The following is a 19428-nucleotide window of genomic DNA, read 5'->3' on the forward strand; positions in this document are numbered from 1 at the left end:
CGAGCACCCGCTCGGACCCTGTACACTTTTTCTCGGCCGGTCAGAAAAAGACCGGGCATGGTGGGTATAGCTCAGATGGTAGAGCACCTGGTTGTGGTCCAGGATGTCGCGGGTTCGAGTCCCGTTACTCACCCTGATGGGAAGGGCCCCGGTCGATGACCGGGGCCCTTCCCATGTCTGATCCTCCCTCACCGAGCGGCTGTGTGACGGCCGTCACGAGGAGTCGCGGACGATCAGTTCCGTGGGGAGCACGATCTGCGGACGCTCCCGGTTCTCGCCCGCGATCTCCTGGAGCAGCACGCGGGCCATCGTGCGGCCCATCTCCTCGATCGGCTGGCGCACGCTGGTGAGCGGCGGGTCCATGTGCCGGGCCACGGCCGAGTCGTCGAAGCCGATGAGGGCCACATCGTCCGGGACGCGCCGGCCCGCCTCACGGAGCACCTGGCGGGCGCCGGCGGCCATGACGTCGGAGGCGGCGAAGACCGCGTCGACATCGGGGCGGCGGGCGAGCAGATCACGCATGGCCTGCCCGCCGCCCTCCTCGGTGAAGTCGGCGCGGGCGATCAGCTGCTCGTCCGGTACCAGGCCGGCCGCGGAGACCGCCTCGCGGTAGCCGTCGAGGCGGCGCCGGGCCCCGTAGACGTCGAGGCGCCCGGTGATCGTCGCGATGGAGCGGCGACCCCGGGAGATCAGGTGGTCGACGGCGGCCCGGGCACCCTCGAAGTTGTCGGAGTCGACCGCGGCGAGCGGTTCGGAGGCGGACCTGCGGCCGCTCATCACGGCCGGCATTCCGAGCTGCTCCAGCAGGTCGGGCAGCGGATCGTCGGCGTGGACGGAGACCAGCAGCACGCCGTCGACGCGGTGCGCGGTCAGATACTGCGCCAGCCGCCGGCGCTCGCGGTCGCTGCCGACGAGGGTCAGCAGCAGCTGCATGTCGGTGTCGGCGAGCGCCGCGCCGACACCCCGGACTATGTCCGAGAAGTACGGCTCGGCGAAGAAACGGGTCTCCGGCTCGGGCACGACCAGGGCTATGGCGTCGGTACGGTTCCCGGCGAGCGCGCGGGCCGCGCGATTGGGCACGTACCCCAGTTCGGCGACGGCCGCCTCCACCGCCTCGCGGGTGTGCGCGCTGACCCGCGGGGATCCGTTGATGACCCGCGAGGCCGTGCCACGCCCCACCCCCGCCCGTGCCGCGACCTCTTCGAGCGTGGGCCGCCCCCCGCTCCGTACTCGCGCTGCCGTCATGGCTGCCTCCCGTTCGCGGTCAATTTCTCATAGTCGGATAACCGAACCAAGTCCCGGTCGGGGAATCCCTTGCCGCTCGTCCGGGACCGGCGGTCTCGGCACTTCCGTAACATGGGAGCGCTCCCATACTACGCGGGTGCCGGTCCGGGGTTCCGTGGGCCGGGGGCGGGCGGAAATGACGGAGACCCGGCCGTCGGCGGCCGGGTCTCGGGGGGGGCGTGCGGGTCGGGCGGGGTGGTACGGGAGTTCTGTTACGGGTTCAGGCGAGGTCGGTGGCCGGGGGCAGTGCGTGGCGGCGGATGACGTCGGCGTACCAGTGGGCGCTCGCCTTGGGAATGCGGCGCTGGGTGGCGTAGTCGACGTAGACGGCGCCGAACCGCTTCGAGTACCCGTAAGCCCACTCGAAGTTGTCCATCAGGGACCACAGGAAGTAGCCGCGGACGTCCGCGCCGCCGGCCACGGCCCGCTGCACGGCGTCGAGGTGGCCACGCAGGTACTCGATCCGCTCGGGGTCCTCCACCAGGCCCTCGGGTGAGACGTGGTCGTCGAAGGCCGCGCCGTTCTCGGTGACCATCAGCGGCAGGCCCGGGTGGTCCCGGGAGACGTCGATGAGCAGGTCGTACAGCCCGTCGGGGTCGATCGCCCAGTTCATCGCGGTGCGCTTCTTGCCCTCGGCGAGGTGGAAGGCGACGTGCTCGGAGCCGGGCCACGGGGAGTGGTCGCTGTTGCCGTGGCCGTCGTCGCGCGAGTCGCCGGAACCGTCCGCGGGCGTGGAGACCAGCGTCGGCGTGTAGTAGTTGACGCCCAGGACGTCGATCGGACGGGAGATGGCGGCCAGGTCGCCGTCCTGGACCAGCTTCGCCCAGTCCACCAGGTGCGAGGTGTCGGCGATCAGGTCCTCGGGGTACGCGCCGCGCAGCATCGGGCCGGTGAAGACCCGGTTGCCCACCGCGTCGATCCGGCGGGCGGCGTCCGCGTCGGCCGCGCTGCCGGTCAGCGGGCGGACCTGGTGGAGATTGAGGGTGACCGAGGTCTGCGCGGCAGCGGGGAGTCGGTTGCGCAGAACCTCGATCGCCCGGCCATGGGCGAGGTTGAGGTGGTGGGCGGCCCGCAGCGCGGCGGCCGGCTCGGTGCGGCCGGGGGCGTGCACGCCGGAGCCGTAACCGAGGAAGGCCGAGCACCACGGCTCGTTGAAGGTCGTCCAGGTGCTGACACGGTCGCCGAGGGCGTCGGCCATGATGGCGGCGTAGTCGGCGAAGCGCTCGGCGGTCACCCGCTGGGGCCAGCCGCCGGCGTCCTCCAGTTCCTGGGGCAGGTCCCAGTGGTAGAGGGTGGCGACGGGCCTGATGCCCGCTTCGAGGAGTTCGTCGACGAGCTTGCGGTAGAAGTCCAGTCCGCGTTCGATGGCGGGGCCGCGGCCGGTGGGCTGCACCCGGGACCAGGAGACGGAGAAGCGGTAGGCCGTCAGCCCGAGTTGCTTCATCAGTGCCACGTCGTCGCGGTAGCGGTGGTAGTGGTCGGCGGCGATGTCTCCGGTGTCACCGTTGCGGACCTTGCCCGGAGTGCGGCTGAAGGTGTCCCAGATGGAAGGGGTCCGGCCGTCCTCGGCCGCGGCGCCCTCGACCTGGTAGGCGGCGGTGGCCGCCCCCCAGACGAAACCGGCCGGAAAGTCCGCTGCCGCGGGCGCCTGCTTCGGGGCGATGTCGGGTCGTACAGCAGTCATGCGGGAGCGCTCCCAGGGATGGACGAACAGGGGCAGGTAAAGGGGTGGGGCTCCGGGGCCCGTACGGCCCGCGGTCAGGGAAACAGGCCGTACGGGTGCCCGGGGAACGGCGGGTGACGCGGAGTCACCCCTTGACGGCGCCGGACATGATCCCGCCGACGATCTGCTTGCCGAAGATCACGAAGACCACGAGCAGCGGCAGGGTGCTGATCAGCGCACCGGCCATCACGATGCTCTGGTCGGGGGTGTAGGAGGCACTCAGCTGGCCGAGGGCCACCTGGAGCGTGGGGTTCTGCTGATTGAGGGCGAGGTAGGGCCAGAAGAAGTCGTTCCAGGCCTGTACGAAGGTCAGCATCCCCAGCACCATCATCGCGGGGCGGGCCACCGGGAGCACCACGCTCCGCACGATGCGGAAGTTGTTCGCGCCGTCGATCTTGGCGGCCTCGATGAGTTCGTAGGGCAGCGCCTGGGTGAGGTACTGCCGCATGAAGAACACCCCGAACGCGCTGACCAGGGTCGGGAAGATCACCGACTCCAGCTTTCCGCCCCAGCCGATGTCGGACATCATCATGAACAGCGGGACGACGCTGAGCTGCGGCGGGATCGTGAGCGTGGCGATGACGGCGGTCATCAGCGCGCCCCGGCCGGTGAAGCGCATCTTGGCGAAGGCGTAGCCGGCCAGGGTGCAGAAGAAGAGCGTCGCCGCCGTGATGCAGCAGGAGACGATGACGCTGTTGACGATCGCCTTGCCGAGGTGTGCCTGGTTCCAGGCCGCGTCGAGGTTGTGCAGCAGTCGCCCGCCGGGCAGGAACGGCGGTGTGGTGGCGAGCACTTCGTCCTGGGTATGGGACGCGGCCACCAGGGTCCAGTAGAGCGGCAGGAGCGAGCCGATGCCGACGACGGTCAGGGCGATGTAGGCGAACGGGCCGCCCTGCAACTGCTTGCCCGCGCCCGGCCTGAAGCGGGAGGGGCGCCGCGCCGCCCGGCGGGCCGTGCTCGGGAGGCCGGGTTCCGGGGCTTTGGTGGTGCTGGTCATGGTCATGGAATTCGCTCCCGGTCAGACCGCGGATGTGCGTACGAAGCGGCCGATGAGCCAGTTGACCGCGGCGATGATCAGCAGGAGGGCGAGCATCGCCCAGGCCACTGCGGCGGCCGGACCGAGGTGCCCCAGATTCCAGCCGTAGTTGTAGAGGTAGACGCTGAGCGTCTCGTACTGATTCTCGTTGCCGCCCGTCGCTCCGAGCCTGCCGCCCTCCAGCAGCAGGGGCTCACCGAACAGCTGCATGGAACCGATGGTCGAGATGACGATCGTGAAGAGGATCGTGGGCCGCAGCGAGGGGATGGTCACCTTGCGGAACTGCTGCCAGCGCGATGCGCCGTCCAGCGACGCGGCCTCGTACAGATCGGTCGGTACCGCCTGCATGGCGGCCAGGTAGATCAGGGTGTTGTACCCCGTCCAGCGCCAGATCACGATGACGGAGATGGCGATTTTCGACGTCCAGTGGCCGTTGGCCCAGTTGGTGTCGCCGAAACCGACGCAGTGCAGCGCCCAGTTCAGCAGGCCGCCGTCGGCCCGGAAGACCAGGGCGAAGACGAGGGCCGCGGAGGCCACGGAGGTGGCGTACGGGGTGAGGACGACGGTCCGCCAGAAGGTGCTGGCGCGCAGCCGGTAGTTCAGCAGGTGGGCCAGGCCGAGCGCGACCAGCAGTTGCGGGACGGTCGACATGACCCCGATCAGGAAAGTGTTGCTGAGGGCCGTCCAGAACTCGGAGTCGTGCAGGATCTTGTCGAAGTTGTCCCAGCCGACCCACTCCATCCGGTCCAGGCCGGTCATCTCCACCCGGTGCAGGGCGATCCACCCGGTGTACACCAGCGGATAGAGCCCGAAGGCACCGAAGACGAGGAAGAACGGGACTATGTAGGCGTACGGCGATGCCTTGTCGTCGAACCGCCACAGCCGGCTCCGCCAGGTCTGCCGACGGGACCGGGCCGGCGTCTGCGGGGAACCGCCGGGTGGCGGGGCGTATGCGTCCCGGGCGGGAGTCGAGGTGGCCACGGGCGGGAGTCCTTCCCTGAGTTGCTGAGTTGCCCTGTACGAGGGGGTGCGCGGGTACGGCGCCCAGGACAGGGCCTGAGTGGTCGTCCGCGCACTGCCGGTGCGGGCGGCTCCTGGGGGCCGCCCGCACCGGCGACGGTCAGCCGATCGCCTTGTCGATCGCGTTGGTCGCCGCCTTCCACGCGTCGTCAGGGCTCGTGCCGCGCTGTTCCATGTTGGTGATCTGGGTGGAGATGGTGTCCTTGATGACGCCGTCCTTCGCGCCGAGGACCGCCTCGGGGATGGACTTGGCCTCGTCGGCGTAGATCTGGCCGATCGGCGCGTCGTTGAAGTACGGGAGCTTCGCGTTCTTCACGTCCGGCAGGTCGTACGCGCCCTTGTTGGACGGGAAGACACCGATCGCCTTGAACACCGCGGCCTGCTGCTCGGGCGCGGTCAGCCACTTCACCAGCCTGCTGGCTTCCTCGACGTTCTTGCCCGACTTGGGCACGGCGAGGAAGGAGCCGCCCCAGTTGGCGGCGGTCGAACCGGGCGCGGTGGTGATGTCCCACTTGCCCTTGTTGCCCTCACCGGCGTTGGTCGAGATCTGACCGGCCATCCACGCGGGGCAGACCACGGTGGCGATGGTGCCCTTGCGCAGCGCGGGAACCCAGGTGTTGGTGTCGAACTGGGCGAGGCCCTGGGAGAGCTTCTTGGACGCGACCTCGGCGGCGAGGTTCCAGCCCTGCTGGACGCTGGGGCTGTCCTTGTAGATCGGCTTGCCGCTCTCGTCGTAGTACTGCTTGGCGTTCGAGCTCACGACGGCGTTGAACATGGCGCTGGCGGAGTCCATGAAGTACGTGCCCTTCGGCGCGTTCTTCTTGTACTCCTCACCGAGCTTGATGTAGTCCTCCCAGCCGCCCGCGATCTTCTTCGCGACCTCCGCGCGGTCGGTGGGCAGGCCGGCCTTCTTGAACAGGTCGGTGTTGTAGCAGAGGGACATCGGGCCGATGTCGGTGCCCGCGCCGATCACCTGGCCGCCGGACGTGGTGGCCTGCTTCTCCTTCCAGGACACCCACTCGTTGACGTCGATCACCTTGCTGAGGTTGGCGAACTGGTCCGCCTTGGTGTCGACGATCTCCTTGATCCGGCCGACCTCGATGCCCTGGACGTCCGCCAGACCGCTGCCCGAGTTCAGCTGCTGGAGCAGCTTGGGGTAGTAGATCTTCTCGTCCGCGGTGGTGTCTTCCTTGACCGTGATGTTCGGGTGCAATTCGTGGTACTTGGCGAAGAGGCCGGCTTCCTTGTAGCCGAACTGCCCGAAGTCGGCAACGGTCAGCGTGATCTTCCCGTTCGCGTCGGAGCCCGTGCTGTCCGATGAGTCCGAGTCGCTGCTGCAGCCGGTCAGCAACAGGGCCGAGGCTGTCAGGCCCGTGGTGGCCAGAACCACGGCCCTGCGGCTCCGGCCGGCGACGGTGCGGGTGATGCGCATTCCACTACTCCTTGTTCCAGGGTGGGACCGGCGTTCTGACTGCGCGACGTACGCGCTGGTGAGTCCGGGTGCCGGGGGTTCAGGGGGGAGGACACGGGCAGTGCCGTTCGAGCGGGAAGCCCGCACAATGTGGGAGCGCTCCCATGCGTCGATGTCGGAAGGTTCCTGCCTTTGAGGGGTGGGTGTCAAGAGTTGAAGGCGCTTCCGTATCCCGAGTGTGTCCTGCAAGTCACGAGACCGTGTCCCGCCGAAGTCTTGCCATAGCCCGCGAGCGTCGACCGGCGAATCGCCCGCAGGGGCAGGCCATTTCGAGAACGCACAGGTCAAGGACGTGTCGAACGAGAATTACCGGGGCGGCCTTTCGGAACCGCTGCGGCGGGTCCGCATTTCCGCCCGCCTCCGGGCGCGGGGCGCGTGATCCCCGGTTCACGCCCGGCCGCCCGCCGGAAGGTGAACGGGGTGCCGTGCGGTGGGGGTGGCCGGGGGCGCAACCGCGTTCTTTCCCCGAACCCTGACCCGAACCCGAACCCGAACCCGAACTCCAACCCGGACCCGACCTGCTGTCAGGGGTACGCAGAGGAGGCGGGGGCGGGAGGAAGTTGCGAGAACTGAGCCGGAGCCCTGCCCCCTGGGCCCCGACCGCAACCGCCCGTCACGGGTTCGGGTGATGGCCCGTCGGCTTCGTACCGGCGGCTCACCCGAAGGTCGACGGCGGTGGCGCCGGGGACGGTCTGGCGTCCGCGTCGCTCACCGGGGTCGCGCCACCGGTGAAGTCGGCGAGGGCGCGCCCGTGTTCGACGCGTCCGGGGTGCGGGTCGGTCGCGACCCGGCGGGTCAGTTCCGCGACCTTCAGCGGCAGGTCCGAGGCGAGCAGCACCGCGTTGCCGAAGCGGCGGCCGCGCCACACGGTCGGGTCGGCGGCGAGGGCCAGTTCGGGGAAGACCGTGGCTGCGGTGGCGATCTGGCCGCGGAGGTGGGTCAGCGGCGGCCCGTCCGCGAGATTGGCCACGTAACTCCCGCCGGGCTTCAGGACCCGGCGGACCTCGGCGAGGAACTCGGTGCTGGTGAGGTGTGCGGGGGTACGGGCCCCGCTGAAGACATCGGCGATGACGAGGTCCGCCCAGCCGTCCTGGATCCTCCCGAGCCCGGCGCGGGCATCGGTGGCGCGGACCCGGATCCTGGCCTGCGGGTCCAACGGCAGTTCGCGGCGGACCAGTTGGACGAGCGCGGCGTCCGCCTCGACGATCTGCTGGGTGGAGCGGGGCCGGGTCGCGGCGATGTAGCGGGCGAGGGTGAACGCGCCGCCGCCCAGGTGGACCACGTGCAGGGGTTGCCCAGCGGGGGCGACGAGGTCGGCGATGTGGCCGATCCTGCGCTGGTACTCGAAGGACAGATACGTGGGGTCGTCGAGGTCCACATGGGACTGGGGGGCGCCGTCGAGCGTCAGCGTCCAGGCATGCGGGCGTTCCCGGTCGGGCACCAGTTCGGCGAGGCCGCCGTCCACCTGTTCGGCGAGGGGCTCCGCCCGGCGCCCGGATCCGCCGCGCCCGGCCCCTCGTTCGGCCCTTCCGTCGGTCTTGCGGTCGGACCGCTTACGGGCGCCCGCACCTGAGCCCGACGTTCCTCGACGTGCCACTGCTGCTCGTGCCTGCTCACTGCTCATCGCTCCGGACCGGTACGGAACCGGCCGCGCCGGGGAATCCCGGCCACCGGCCCATTATGGGCGCGCGGGCGAGGGGGCCGCGGTCAGCGGCAGTTGTCGGCCGCCTCGATCAGCCGGGCCGCCTGGTCGAGAGCGGCCCGCAGCACGGCCGGGTCGGTGACCGGGGCGTCGCCCTCGGGCGGCAGCAGCCAGCCGCTGCCGGTGACGGGCGGCTCGGCGGGGATGCGGAGCCCGCGGCCGGCGGTCCGCGTGCAGGCGCTGCCCGGCACGTCCCAGGCCTCGGCGGTCCCCGGGGGCACCAGGAAACCGAGGGTGTCGCAGGCGCCGTCGTGCAGGACCGGGCCGACGGCCTCCTGGTCGGCGCCGCGGCGCAGGATGTCCACGGCCTCCAGTCCCTGGCGGGCCGGGACGGTCACCAGGTCGCAGGGTTCGGCGCCGTGGTCCGCCGGGGGCCCGGTGGGCGCCGGGGCGCCCGTCGCGGCCGGGGTCGTCGCAGTCGTCGTCCGCGAGCCGGTCTCCGTGCCGAGATGCAACAAGGGACCTCTCCTCTCATCGCCGGGCGGAGCCGGATTCCGTCTCCGCATGGACCAACGCGCCGACTGCGTCAACGGCTACGGTGCCACGCCGCCGCAAAGGATGGCAGTTCATGGCAGATCGCGGGCGAGATGCCCCCTTTTATTGGGAAACGCTGTGTGTGCGACCGGTCACAGCAGGTAGGTTCTTCCTCCGCCGGGACACCGGAAGCAGGAACCCCGGCTGCAGAAGAGAGGGCCAGGCCCTCTCTTTCGGATCAGGCCGGATCAGGGAGCGGGGTCCGGTGCGTGCAGATGCAAGGCGGAGGAGGGAGACAACGCGGAGCGTTGGTGACCGACGACAACGCCGCAGGGGGTCCCCCCTGGCCCTTAAGGCCTTGGGGGAGTGCGTGCCAGACCCCGCGAGCCCGGCGTGATCCGAAAGAGAGGGCCCTATCCCATGGTGTCGACAGGGGCAGTTCCCAACCTCGCCTTCCGGCGGCTGCGCGGACCGCGCTCCGCCGGGGAGTTCGCTGCCGCGGTGCGCAGATCCGCCCGCGAGATCGGCGAGCAGGTCGCGTGCGACGCCCGGTACATCGGACGCGTGGAGTCCGGCGAGATCCGCTGCCCCAACTACGCGTACGAGCGGGTCTTCCTGCACATGTTCCCCGGGACGACCCTGGCGGACCTGGGCTTCTCGCCGCGCGAAACCGTACGCGGCCGGGCGGCGCGGACCACTGCCGAAACTCCACCGCCCCCTGTGCTCCACAGCGACACCCACGAGGAGAGCGACGTGCTGCGTCGCGTATTCATGACGAGCGGCACCACCGCGATGGCAGCCGCGACCCTGGGGCTCGGCCTCGGCGGCACATCCGCCGCTGCCGCCACCCGGCCCGACCCGCGCAGGGTCGGCGATGCCGAGGTGAGCGCCGTCGAGAAGGCGGTGCGGCAGATCCGGCTGCTCGACGACCGGCACGGCGGTGACGGCCTGTACCGCAGGGCGTCCCAGCCGCTGCGGGCGGCATACGCGCTGCTCGACTCCGGGGCCGCCACCAAGCGCTCCACCGCCGACCGGCTGCATGCCGGGGCCGGCGAACTGGCCATCTCGGTGGGCTGGCTGGCCCATGACTCGGGCCGGTTCGAGGACGCCCGCTCGCACTACGCGGAGGCGCTCGCCACGGCGCGCGTGGCGGGTGACGCGGGGCTGGAGGCGCACGCGTTCTGCAATACGTCGTTCCTGGCCAGGGACGCGGGGCGGCCCCGCGAGTCGGTACGCGCGGCCGAGGCCGGGCAGCGGGCGGCGCAGCCACTGGGTTCGCCGCGGCTGCTGGCGCTGCTCGCGCTGCGGGAGGCCGGGGGCCGGGCGGGGCTCGGGGACCGTACGGGCTGCGAACGGGCGATCGGCCGGGCGCACACCGCGTTCGGGTGCGGTCCGTCCGATGCCGACCCGGAGTGGATGACGTTCTTCCGGGAGGCGGAGTTGGAGATGCTGGAGGCGCAGTGCTGGTCGGCGCTGGGCGACTGGTCGCGGGCGGCCCGCCACGCGCTGCGGGCGACGCGGCTCCAGGATCCGCACTTCACCCGGAATCTGGCGCTGTACCGGGCCGAGCTGACCTGGGACCTCGCCCGGGCGGGCCGGGCCCCGGAGGCGGCGGCGGCGGGCCATCAGGTCCTGGACCTGCTGGACCAGGTCCAGTCGTCCCGCATCCGGTCCATGCTGGCGGGCGCGGCCGGGGTACTGGCACCGCGGAACGGCGCCCAGGAGGTGCGTGGATTCCTGGAGCGGTACGCGGAGGTCTCAAAGGCGTAGAGGTCCGTCACCGGGCACCCCGAATCCCCGTACCGGATGACCGGTTCCGGCCCCCCGCTGACGGGGCCGGCTCGGCCTACCGGTCCAGGTGGCCCGTGTCGTTCCAGCGTTCCATCGCAGGCGCCCCGTACGCCCACCCCAGCACCGACAGCGACGTCGGGTCGAGCCGGATGCGCGCGGCGAACGACACGTGCTCACCGAGCCACCGCGCGCCCAGCGCCCGCAGGATGTGGCCGTGGGCGAAGACCAGGACGTCGCGGTCGGCCGAGCGGGCCCAGTCGACGATCTCGTCGGCGCGGGCGGACAACTCGGCCAGGGTCTCCCCGTGAGGCACCCCGTCACGCCAGATGAACCAGTCGGGGCGGATCGCCTTGACCTCGGCCGGAGTCATCCCCTCGTACGCCCCGTAGTCCCACTCCAGCAGCGCGTCCCACGGCTCGGCCCGGTCCGCGAATCCCGCGATGTCGCAGGTCTCCTTGGCCCGCAGCAGCGGACTGGTGCGGACTTCGAGGCCCGGCAGGTCCGCCCACGGCTTGCGGTGCAGCCGCTCACCGAGGAGCTTGGCGCCCGCCCGGCCGGTGTCGAGCAGTGGGATGTCCGTCCTGCCGGTGTGATTGCCCTTGACGGACCATTCCGTCTGGCCGTGCCGGGCGAGCAGGATACGCGGTGCCATGACGGCTCTCCCTGAACTGAGATCTGAGGACCGGAGACCGAAACAGGAAACGGATCGATCGTCCGGTTTTCCCATCATCGCGCACGGGTCCTGGAGGCAACCTCCGGGGCCGGACCGGCGTCCCTCCCTGCGCGGAGAAATCCGTACACACACAGGGGATCCGACCGGGACCCCCGGGGGGAATCACGGCCGACCTGCACCGTACGGTTGAACGCCCGCCGTCGGTCGCATTAACACATGATGGAGAGCTTCCGGATGCAGCATGCCAGCACCGCGCCCGTGGCGCGCCCGCGGCCCCGTTGGTGGACCGAGCTGCCGCTGCTGGCGCTGGTGTACGCAGCCTACTCGGCGGGCCGGCTGGTCGTGCGCGGCGACGTGTCAGCGGCCGTCGACCACGGTCTGAGCATCCTGCACCTGGAGAAGACGCTCCACATCAACTTCGAGCACCCGCTCAACCGGCTGCTGACCGCCCACCCCTCGATAGGCATACCCGCCGACTTCATATATGCGTCCCTGCACTATCTGGTCACCCCGGCCGTGCTGGTCTGGCTCTTCCGCCGCCGCCAGGCCCTGTATCGCAGGGCCCGCACCTGGCTGATGACCTCCACGCTGCTCGGCCTGATCGGCTTCGCGCTGATACCGACCTGCCCGCCCCGGCTGCTGCACGCCAGTCACGGCTTCGTCGACACGATGGCGCAGTACAGCTCGTACGGGTGGTGGGGCGCCGAGGCGAGTGCCCCGCGCGGCATGGGCGGAATGACGAACCAGTACGCGGCGATGCCGAGCCTGCACGTCGGCTGGGCGCTCTGGTGCGGAATCCTGCTGTGGCGGCACGCCCGGCACCCGCTCGTCCGGGCCGCGGGCATCGCATACCCCCTGGTCACCACGTTCGTGGTGATGGGCACGGCGAACCACTACTTCCTCGACGCGGTCGCGGGCGCCGCCGTGATGGGCGTCGGCGCCCTGCTCACCCGACCGGTGCTGCGTCTCACCGACCAGGTCAGGGACCGGCTCGGAGCCCGCTTCCCGCGGTTCGCCGCAGGTGCGAAGTCCCCCGTTGTCAGTGCCGGATGCAAGACTTCGGCGGGTGAGCGAATCCCTGGCCAGCGGACCACCTCCGCAGACCCCACCGATGCCCCGGCACCGGCCGACGCAGACGCCTCGGCCGGCCGCGCACCCCTGGCCGACGCCGCTGCCTCCGCAAGAGCGGGCGGAGCGGGGGACGACGCTCCGGCAGCGGCTCGCTGAGCTGCGCGGCCCGGCCCTCGCCCCGCGTCCGCTCGACGCCCGCGCGCTGGCCGCCCTCGCCGCCAACCCGGGCTGCCGGCGCCGCGCCCTGCTGGACGGCGCCGGGGTGGACAAGGCCGCGCTGGCCACGGCGCTCGGCTCGCCCGCCCCGTTCGGCCAGTCGCAGTTCGCTCTCGTCCGGGGCAACGCCTTCGAGGCCAAGGTCAAGGCAGACGGCGGTACGGAGCTGATGCGGCTGCTGTACGAGCACCTCGGCGGTGGGGCCGGGGCACCGGGCGAGGTCCTGGTGCCCGATCTGACGGCGGCCGGTCCCGAGGGCCGCGCCGCGCGCACGGCGCTCGCACTGCGGGAGGCGACCGAGGCGGGCGGCTGGGCGCTGCTGGACCACCCGATGCTGGCCCTGGAGGTGGCGGGCTCCCCCGCTTATCTGGAACCGGACGCGGTGGCGGTGCACCCCGACGGCACGTGGACGGTCGTCGAGATCAAGTCCTTCCCCATGATCGACGGTTCGGCCGACGCGGCGAAGGTCGGTGCGGCGGCCAGGCAGTCCGCCGTCTACGTACTGGCACTGGAGCGGATCGCGGAGCTGACGGAGGGTGCGGAGGTCGGACACCGGGTGCTGCTGGTCTGCCCGAAGGACTTCTCCAATCTGCCCGCCGCCTCGGTCGTGGACGTACGGAAGCAGCGTGCGGTCACCCGGCGCCAGCTGACCAGGCTGGCCCGGGTCGAAGACATCGCGGCGGCGCTGCCCGAGGGCACCACCTTCGATCCGGAGTGCCCCCGGGAGCGGCTCGACGCCGCGGTCGAATCGGTCGGTGCGGCGTACGCCCCGGAGTGCCTGGCCGCGTGCGAGCTGGCCTTCCACTGCCGGGCGAAGGCCCGTGCGGCGGGTGCGGTGGAGGCGTTGGGGCGGAGTGTGCGCGGTGAGCTCGGCGGGCTGACGACCGTGGGTGCGGTGCTGGCCGCCGCCGCGGGCAAGGAGGGCGACCCCGCGGATCCGACGGTCGCGGCCCTGCGACGGGCGGCGGCGCTGCGGGCCGAGGCGCTGGCGGGCGGTGCGGCATGTCGCTGATCAGCACCCTGGCCCGGCTGGAGGCCGTGGAGAGCGGCCGGGCACAGCCAATGGCGACGGTCCTGCACCGCCATCTCACCGACCGGCCGCTCGTCCTGGTTCCGCTGACCACCGCCGGTGAAGCGGGCGCGCCACTGGGGGCGCTCGTCGGGACGGACCGGGCGGCACCCCGGCTGCTGGCGGTGTCACAGCCGCGCGACCGGGATCTGCGGTTCGCGTTCCTCGCGGAACTGGCCGAGGCGGTGCTGCCGCACATCGAGGCGTACGAGGATGTCGTCGAGCCCGCCGAGCGCAACGAAACCGATCCGGCGACCGGCAAGAAGGTCAAGGTCGAGGTCGAACTGTGCGCGGACGCACCGCAGTTGATCGTGCCGAGCCGGGCGGGCATCGACTTCGTACGGCTGCTCGGCCGGTCCATGCGGTTCCGTCGCACCGCGGAGGACGATCCCGACACCCCGTACCCCGCCCCGGCCCGCGTCCCGCTGCTGGGCCGCTGGCTGACGCACTACGGGGAGCGGGCCAGGGTGCCGGGCTCCTCGCTGCTGCTCGCCGCGACGGATCTGCTGAACCGGCACTGGGCGACCGGGCAGAGCAGCCTGGAGGATCAGCATCTGGGCGCGCTGCTGGCCTGGATCGACGCCCCGGCGGGCGGATCCGGGGCGTCGGCGGCGCTCCGCGCGGAGCTGGACCGGGACGGCGCGGGCCAGCTGTTGTGCCCACCGGCCGGTCCGGCGACCGACCCGGCGTTCGACAACCGGCTGCTGGCGCCCGCCATCGAGAAGTACGACCGGGCACGTACCTCGCTCGCGGCGGCACAGGACGGCCCGGCGGCCGATGCCCGGCTTGCCGAACTGACCGGCGCCGAGCGGGAGATCAGGGCGCTGCTGGCCGCCGTGACCCGGCCGACCTGGGACGCGGTGTGGCGGGGGCTCGATCTGCTGAGGGAGCTGCCCGAGGGGTCCCGGGCCGAGGACCGGTGGACCAGGGACCGCTGGTCGTTCACCGGTCACCGGGACCGGGTGCGCTCCGGTGAGCCGCCGCAACCGCGCCGGGACGACGCGGTGACGGCAGCGCAGAAGCTGGCCTCGCGCGAGACGGCGCAGGCGCAGTTGGAGGCACAGGAGGCGTTGGACGATCCGCTGGTGCTGGCCGGGCGGCGGCTGGCCGGTGAGGCGTTCGTCGGCGAGGTGACGGAGGTGGTGATGGCGTACAGCGAGTCCAAGCGGCCGTCCCCGCGCCCGCTGGTCACCGTCCGCACGGACGAGCGCCCGCATCTCGGCGAACGCATCAAGGTGTACCGCTCGCTGGACGGCAGGCCGCAGACCGCCGAGTTCGTGTCGTACGTCGAGGAGCCGGCGGACGACGGCGCGTTCGCGCTGATGCTGCGGATCACCGACCGGATGGGCCGGAGCAAGGAGCCGGCCCCGGGTTCGGTGCCGGAGCCGGGTGACCGGATCTCCTGGACCCTGTTCGAGCACGATCAGCGCGGCGGCCCGAAACTGCCGGACCCGGAGGAGACGCCGTGGACCCATGGCGGACCGCCGGGCACGGCCGGTGAGCGCGCCGAGCATCCCGATCCCGTGACCGCGGAGGACCTCCTGTGACGGCCGTATTCGACCCGGCCACCCAGGCCGCGCGGGCGACCGACGCGATCCTCGCCGACACCCTGAGCGGTACGTCGCGCGGCATCGTGGTGGACTCCCCGCCGGGCGCGGGCAAGTCGACGCTCGTGGTGCGCGCGGCGCTCGAACTCGCGTCGGCCGGGCACCCGTTGATGGTGGTCGCGCAGACCAACGCCCAGGTCGACGACCTGGTGGTGCGGCTGGCCGAGAAGGACCCGGGGCTGCCCGTCGGGCGCTTGCACAGCAATGACTCCGACCCGTACGACAAGGTGCTGGACGGCCTGGCCAACGTACGGAAGTCGGCCAAGGCGCCGGATCTCGCCGGCCTCGACGTCGTCATCTCGACGGCCGCGAAATGGGCGCACGTGAAGAACGTCGAGCCGTGGGGCCACGCGATCGTCGACGAGGCGTACCAGATGCGTTCGGACGCGTTGCTGGCCGTCGCGGGCCTCTTCGAGCGGGCGTTGTTCGTCGGTGATCCGGGCCAGTTGGACCCGTTCTCGATCGTCGGTGCGGACCAGTGGGCGGGGCTGTCGTACGACCCGTCCGCGAGCGCGGTCTCCACGCTGCTCGCGCACAATCCCGGGCTGCCGCAGCACCGGCTGCCGGTGTCGTGGCGACTGCCCGCGTCGGCCGCGCCGCTCGTCTCGGACGCGTTCTATCCGTACACCCCGTTCCGCAGCGGTACCGACCACGGCGACCGGCGGCTGTCGTTCGGCGTCGCGTCCGACGGCTCGGCGCCGGACCGGGTGCTGGACGAAGCCGCGGAGTCCGGCTGGGGCCTGCTGGAACTCCCGGCCCGGCACACCCCGCGCACCGACCCGGAGGCGGTGCGGGCGGTGGCCCTGGTCGTCCGTCGGCTCCTTGACCGGGGCGGCGCGGCGACGAGCGAGCGCTCCCCCGATCCGGTCCCGGTGACGGCGGACCGGGTCGCGGTCGGCACCGCCCATCGCGACCAGGCGGCGGCGGTGCGGGCGGCGCTCGCGGAGCTGGGTGTGACGGGCGTGGCGGTGGACACGGCGAACCGGCTCCAGGGCCGCGAGTTCGATGTGACGGTGGTCCTGCACCCGTTGTCCGGCCGCCCGGACGCCACGGCGTTCCATCTGGAGACGGGCCGGCTGTGCGTACTGGCCTCGCGCCACCGGCACGCGTGCATCGTGGTGTGCCGGGCGGGCGTCGTGGAGCTGCTGGACGAGCACCCGTCGACGGAACCGGTGCAGCTGGGGGTCACGGTGAAGTTCCCGGACGGCTGGGAGGCGAACCACGCGGTGCTGGCACATCTGGCCGAGCACCGGGTGCGGTGGAAAGCGTGACGGCGCCCGCTCGCGGAACGCCGGACAGCCCCCTTGCGCGGCGTTGGACAATGAAGGGTGGCCGTCGGGCCCACCGAAGGAGGAATCATCACATGGCACAACCCGAGCGGAACGAGCGGCAGCGGCTGCGCCCCGCGCCCCTGCTCTTCGAGCCGTCGGAGGCAGTCGCCGATCCCGAGCACTTCTTCGACCTGGAGTCGATGGAAGATCCGAAGGAGTTGCTGGCCCGCGCCACCGAGCTGACCCTGGCGTTCCGTGCCGCGACGGACCGTGCGGTCGAATTCCAGGCCATCGCGGCCGCCCAGCTCGCCGATCCGCGCCGGTTCGACCGGCTGACGACAGCGGACATCGCGCAGCGTGCGGAGTGGACCGAGGACTACGCCATGAAGATGGTCGAGTACGGCCGGAGTCTGCTGGGCGGGTCCGCGCCCTGACTGCCGTACCGGGCTCAATACGACCGCCGTGCCGGCCTCCGGCGTAGCCGCCGTAAGGTCCGCTGTCCCGCCTTCGGGTACCACCGGGTGGCATATGCCCGGGCGCAAGATACTCCTCCCCACCCCTGACTGTCCCGATTTCCGGCAACTCTCAGAATCCGCATGATCACTCCCGGTAGACATGGGCGCATGAGCGCATGGCTGCCAGACGAAACGAAGCTGCATCACGGCGACGACCCCCACCACGGCGCCGACCTCTTCGCTCTCCTGCGGGACCGGGCCGCGAACCGGACGGCTCAGGTCACGGCGGCCGGTGCCGCCTGGCTCGCCCGCGCCACGGCCTATCCGCGCAGCACGCTGGCGCAGTGGGAGGCCCATCCCTCCTCGCCCGGGGTGCTGCCGTGCGGTTCGGCCTTCGACGTGGTGAACGTGCCCACCCTCTTCGGCCGCCGGATGCTGGAACACCTGTGGGCCGACGGCCCCGGCTCCGGCCCCGTCGCCACGCACCGCGGGCGGATGATGCTCTTCGCCTCCCCGGGCACCGCCCAGCGGCTGCCGTCGCTGCTCGACTGGGAGGAGTGGGGCGGCGGCCTCGAACCGCGGGCCGGCACGGACCCGCGGGGACGGGACGGCGACTGCGCGAAGGTTCCGCCGCTGCTCTGCCACGGCACCGGGGACGCGGTGACCGTCCCCCCGCTGACCTGCACGTCCACCACCCCTGGCCCCCGCTGGGTGGTGGCGCCCGACACCCGTAGCCCCTGGCTGCCGGGCCCGGACGTACTGCTCTGGGCCTGTGTGCGGGTGACCAGGTCGGTGCCCTCGCCGGCGGTCCGGAATTCGATTTTTCCTCCCGCCGATCAGGGTGCTAATGTCTACGACGTCAGCAGGCGCCGCTAGCTCAGTTGGTTAGAGCAGCTGACTCTTAATCAGCGGGTCCGGGGTTCGAGTCCCTGGCGGCGCACAGACGGAAGAAGCCCCCTCGCGGAAGCGAGGGGGCTTTTTCGTGGCCGCGTCGTCGCGTCCTGGTCGCGGAAGCTCGCGTTCTACGTTCCGGTGGTGATCCGGACCGTCCAGGCACCGGACGGCGTCCGGTCGGCGACCTCGACCCTGGTGTGCGCGCCGGGGATGCTGAACGTCTCGCCGACCCGCATCGGGGCGTCCGCGAGCGGTGCGTACACGGACCGGTCCCAGCAGGCGTCGGTGCGGGGGTGGGTGTCGATGACCTGGACGGGGCCGCCGCCGGACGGGGTTCCGTTGCGTACCCGGTAGAGCAGGACGCCCTCGGTGCAGGTCGTCCGGTCGTTGCCGGTGGCGCTGCGGGCCTCGATGGCCACGGCGCTGCCATCGCCGGTCCTGATCACCGCGAGCCGGGTGCCGATGGATGCGCCGGGCGCGGGCACGGCGGCCATCGGCTCCAGGGTGATGTCCCGGCTGCGCTGGACACAGACCACCTGCCTGCGGTCCAGCCAGCCCAGCTTCCACTTGTTCCAGCCGAAGAAGTCCGGCGCGAGACCGAACTGGCTGCCCATCACGTCCCAGTCGCCGACGTAGGTGTCCCAGTCACCCTTGCCGTCGGGCGGCCGGTGATAGAGGTCCGGCAGGTCGAAGACGTGCCCGGTCTCGTGGGCCAGCACGTTCTGGTCCGGCGGGTGCTGCTCGAAGACGGTGACGACGCGCCGGACGTCCGTGCCGTCGACGCGCAGCGGACGGTCGAAGTTGACGACCTTGGTGGCGTCGGAGTCGACCCCCGGGGCGTCCGGGTCGGCGACAAGGTAGATGATGTCGAACCGGGAGAAATCGACCTTCGGGTCGGCCACGGCGATGGCGTCACGCAGATAGGCGCTGCGCCGCTTGTTGTTCCAGTCCCGCTGTATTCCGTACCAGGCAGAGGCCTTGGGCATCTGGATCCACTGCCGCAGCGGGTGCGGGCGCAGGGTGAATTTTCCGTATGAGGCGCGCTGGAAGAACCGGGTGGTGGCGGGGAAGTAGTCGGCGGTGAGCTGCTTGGGGGTGGCGCCGGGGCGGTGGTCCGGGAAGGAGAGGAAGATCATGGCCGCGTCGAGGAAGTGGACGGGGCGGGGGTAGGTGTCGTTCCACTCCCCCACCCCGAGCGAGTGGTGGACCTCGGTACGGGGCAGCGCGCACGGGCCCGCTTCGCCGGTGGCGGCCACGGCAGGCCCGGTGACGAGAGAGGTGGCGGCGAGTGCCATCAGCGAGGTCGTCGCCGCGGCCATCCTGCGCAGGCTCGGCCTCCCGGCCCCCCCGGTCCTGTGCTGACGCGGCACATCTACCTCCGGGTACGAGCTGCGGTCACCCACTCACCCTGTGATGATTCGAGGCTTGCGTCCTGTTGAGCTGCCCCAGTCGAGTCAGCGGCCCTCCGATGCGTTCACCCTCACAGACAGTCACAATCAACCACGTGAAGATCGCGAGAGAACGGGAACGCTCAGAATCGATCAGTCGCGGACAAAGCGGATCGGCGCGCGACTGGCCCATGCGGGGCGAACGCGGGGCGCGGAGGGGTCGGGCGCTGGAACGCCCGACGCACCAACCTCTATGCTTCACCAGGCTTTCCCGCGTGGTTTC

The 19428-nt window shown here is 71.5% G+C and carries 16 protein-coding genes and 2 tRNA genes; 9 read left to right on the top strand and 9 right to left on the bottom strand.

Features of this window, described 5'->3' with window-relative positions:
- The first annotated feature begins 60 nt into the window (after nucleotides 1-60).
- Nucleotides 61-133 (top strand) — tRNA-His (locus ACZ7L9_RS05315).
- 80 nt (nucleotides 134-213) lie between these two features.
- Here ACZ7L9_RS05315 and ACZ7L9_RS05320 read toward each other — a convergent pair.
- The 7 genes from ACZ7L9_RS05320 to ACZ7L9_RS05350 form a co-directional block, all read right to left on the bottom strand.
- Complete coding sequence (locus ACZ7L9_RS05320) at nucleotides 214-1245, bottom strand: LacI family DNA-binding transcriptional regulator (protein WP_471412633.1); 1032 nt, start codon at nucleotides 1243-1245, stop codon at nucleotides 214-216.
- Nucleotides 1246-1504: 259 nt separating this feature from the next.
- The gene (locus ACZ7L9_RS05325; RefSeq protein WP_471412634.1) at nucleotides 1505-2968 is read right to left on the bottom strand and encodes a GH1 family beta-glucosidase; all 1464 of its coding nucleotides are present in this window, start codon (nucleotides 2966-2968) and stop codon (nucleotides 1505-1507) included.
- Between the two features lie 124 nt (nucleotides 2969-3092).
- Entirely contained in the window at nucleotides 3093-4010 is a 918-nt protein-coding gene (locus tag ACZ7L9_RS05330) for a carbohydrate ABC transporter permease (protein WP_471412635.1), read from the bottom strand.
- Between the two features lie 15 nt (nucleotides 4011-4025).
- Complete coding sequence (locus ACZ7L9_RS05335; protein ID WP_471412636.1) at nucleotides 4026-5024, bottom strand: carbohydrate ABC transporter permease; 999 nt, start codon at nucleotides 5022-5024, stop codon at nucleotides 4026-4028.
- A 139-nt stretch (nucleotides 5025-5163) separates the two neighbouring features.
- Nucleotides 5164-6495, bottom strand: a complete 1332-nt coding sequence (locus ACZ7L9_RS05340) for an ABC transporter substrate-binding protein (RefSeq protein ID WP_471412637.1) — start codon at nucleotides 6493-6495, stop codon at nucleotides 5164-5166.
- 694 nt (nucleotides 6496-7189) lie between these two features.
- Nucleotides 7190-8131, bottom strand: a complete 942-nt coding sequence (locus ACZ7L9_RS05345) for a spermidine synthase (protein WP_471412797.1) — start codon at nucleotides 8129-8131, stop codon at nucleotides 7190-7192.
- A gap of 110 nt (nucleotides 8132-8241) precedes the next feature.
- Nucleotides 8242-8694 (bottom strand): hypothetical protein, encoded by a 453-nt coding sequence (locus tag ACZ7L9_RS05350; RefSeq protein WP_471412639.1) that lies wholly within the window; start codon nucleotides 8692-8694, stop codon nucleotides 8242-8244.
- Between the two features lie 436 nt (nucleotides 8695-9130).
- Between ACZ7L9_RS05350 and ACZ7L9_RS05355 the strand changes: the two genes are divergently transcribed.
- A complete protein-coding gene (locus tag ACZ7L9_RS05355) occupies nucleotides 9131-10480 on the top strand; it encodes a tetratricopeptide repeat protein (RefSeq protein WP_471412640.1) in 1350 nt (449 codons plus the stop codon).
- Nucleotides 10481-10556: 76 nt separating this feature from the next.
- Here ACZ7L9_RS05355 and ACZ7L9_RS05360 read toward each other — a convergent pair whose 3' ends face one another.
- Nucleotides 10557-11153 carry a histidine phosphatase family protein gene (locus ACZ7L9_RS05360; protein WP_471412642.1) on the bottom strand — a complete coding sequence of 199 codons (597 nt, stop codon included), beginning with the start codon at nucleotides 11151-11153 and terminating at the stop codon, nucleotides 10557-10559.
- 255 nt (nucleotides 11154-11408) lie between these two features.
- On the opposite strand from ACZ7L9_RS05360, the gene ACZ7L9_RS05365 reads away from it, so the two are divergent.
- From ACZ7L9_RS05365 to ACZ7L9_RS05395, 7 genes are all read left to right on the top strand, one after another.
- A complete protein-coding gene (locus ACZ7L9_RS05365) occupies nucleotides 11409-12401 on the top strand; it encodes a phosphatase PAP2 family protein (protein ID WP_471412643.1) in 993 nt (330 codons plus the stop codon).
- Nucleotides 12286-13473 carry a hypothetical protein gene (locus tag ACZ7L9_RS05370; RefSeq protein ID WP_471412645.1) on the top strand — a complete coding sequence of 396 codons (1188 nt, stop codon included), beginning with the start codon at nucleotides 12286-12288 and terminating at the stop codon, nucleotides 13471-13473. The genes ACZ7L9_RS05365 and ACZ7L9_RS05370 overlap by 116 nt, the downstream gene beginning before the upstream one ends.
- Nucleotides 13464-15077: a hypothetical protein gene (locus tag ACZ7L9_RS05375; protein WP_471412646.1), complete on the top strand. Its 1614-nt coding sequence runs from the start codon at nucleotides 13464-13466 to the stop codon at nucleotides 15075-15077. Before ACZ7L9_RS05370 ends, ACZ7L9_RS05375 begins: the two co-directional genes overlap by 10 nt.
- Nucleotides 15074-16408 carry an AAA domain-containing protein gene (locus ACZ7L9_RS05380; protein ID WP_471412648.1) on the top strand — a complete coding sequence of 445 codons (1335 nt, stop codon included), beginning with the start codon at nucleotides 15074-15076 and terminating at the stop codon, nucleotides 16406-16408. Before ACZ7L9_RS05375 ends, ACZ7L9_RS05380 begins: the two co-directional genes overlap by 4 nt.
- Before the next feature lie 92 nt (nucleotides 16409-16500).
- The gene (locus tag ACZ7L9_RS05385; RefSeq protein ID WP_471412649.1) at nucleotides 16501-16842 is read left to right on the top strand and encodes a hypothetical protein; all 342 of its coding nucleotides are present in this window, start codon (nucleotides 16501-16503) and stop codon (nucleotides 16840-16842) included.
- 189 nt (nucleotides 16843-17031) lie between these two features.
- Nucleotides 17032-17739 carry a bifunctional DNA primase/polymerase gene (locus tag ACZ7L9_RS05390; protein ID WP_471412651.1) on the top strand — a complete coding sequence of 236 codons (708 nt, stop codon included), beginning with the start codon at nucleotides 17032-17034 and terminating at the stop codon, nucleotides 17737-17739.
- Nucleotides 17730-17803, top strand: a tRNA-Lys gene (locus tag ACZ7L9_RS05395). Before ACZ7L9_RS05390 ends, ACZ7L9_RS05395 begins: the two co-directional genes overlap by 10 nt.
- Before the next feature lie 82 nt (nucleotides 17804-17885).
- On the opposite strand, the gene ACZ7L9_RS05400 is transcribed toward ACZ7L9_RS05395, so the two are convergent.
- Complete coding sequence (locus ACZ7L9_RS05400; RefSeq protein WP_471412653.1) at nucleotides 17886-19076, bottom strand: M6 family metalloprotease domain-containing protein; 1191 nt, start codon at nucleotides 19074-19076, stop codon at nucleotides 17886-17888.
- Nucleotides 19077-19428 lie beyond the last annotated feature (352 nt).

It is taken from the genome of Streptomyces sp. NPDC111516, assembly GCF_055635345.1.

What these genes read in the sequence shown, in the direction of transcription:
- ACZ7L9_RS05385 (WP_471412649.1), top strand. Translation starts at nt 16,501, where the DNA reads ATGGCACAACCCGAGCGGAACGAGCGGCAGCGGCTGCGCCCCGCGCCC.
- ACZ7L9_RS05365 (WP_471412643.1), top strand. Translation starts at nt 11,409, where the DNA reads ATGCAGCATGCCAGCACCGCGCCCGTGGCGCGCCCGCGGCCCCGTTGG.
- ACZ7L9_RS05355 (WP_471412640.1), top strand. Translation starts at nt 9,131, where the DNA reads ATGGTGTCGACAGGGGCAGTTCCCAACCTCGCCTTCCGGCGGCTGCGC.
- ACZ7L9_RS05325 (WP_471412634.1), bottom strand. Translation starts at nt 2,968, where the DNA reads ATGACTGCTGTACGACCCGACATCGCCCCGAAGCAGGCGCCCGCGGCA.
- ACZ7L9_RS05390 (WP_471412651.1), top strand. Translation starts at nt 17,032, where the DNA reads ATGAGCGCATGGCTGCCAGACGAAACGAAGCTGCATCACGGCGACGAC.
- ACZ7L9_RS05360 (WP_471412642.1), bottom strand. Translation starts at nt 11,153, where the DNA reads ATGGCACCGCGTATCCTGCTCGCCCGGCACGGCCAGACGGAATGGTCC.
- ACZ7L9_RS05370 (WP_471412645.1), top strand. Translation starts at nt 12,286, where the DNA reads ATGCCCCGGCACCGGCCGACGCAGACGCCTCGGCCGGCCGCGCACCCC.
- ACZ7L9_RS05340 (WP_471412637.1), bottom strand. Translation starts at nt 6,495, where the DNA reads ATGCGCATCACCCGCACCGTCGCCGGCCGGAGCCGCAGGGCCGTGGTT.
- ACZ7L9_RS05320 (WP_471412633.1), bottom strand. Translation starts at nt 1,245, where the DNA reads ATGACGGCAGCGCGAGTACGGAGCGGGGGGCGGCCCACGCTCGAAGAG.
- ACZ7L9_RS05330 (WP_471412635.1), bottom strand. Translation starts at nt 4,010, where the DNA reads ATGACCATGACCAGCACCACCAAAGCCCCGGAACCCGGCCTCCCGAGC.
- ACZ7L9_RS05375 (WP_471412646.1), top strand. Translation starts at nt 13,464, where the DNA reads ATGTCGCTGATCAGCACCCTGGCCCGGCTGGAGGCCGTGGAGAGCGGC.
- ACZ7L9_RS05400 (WP_471412653.1), bottom strand. Translation starts at nt 19,076, where the DNA reads ATGGCCGCGGCGACGACCTCGCTGATGGCACTCGCCGCCACCTCTCTC.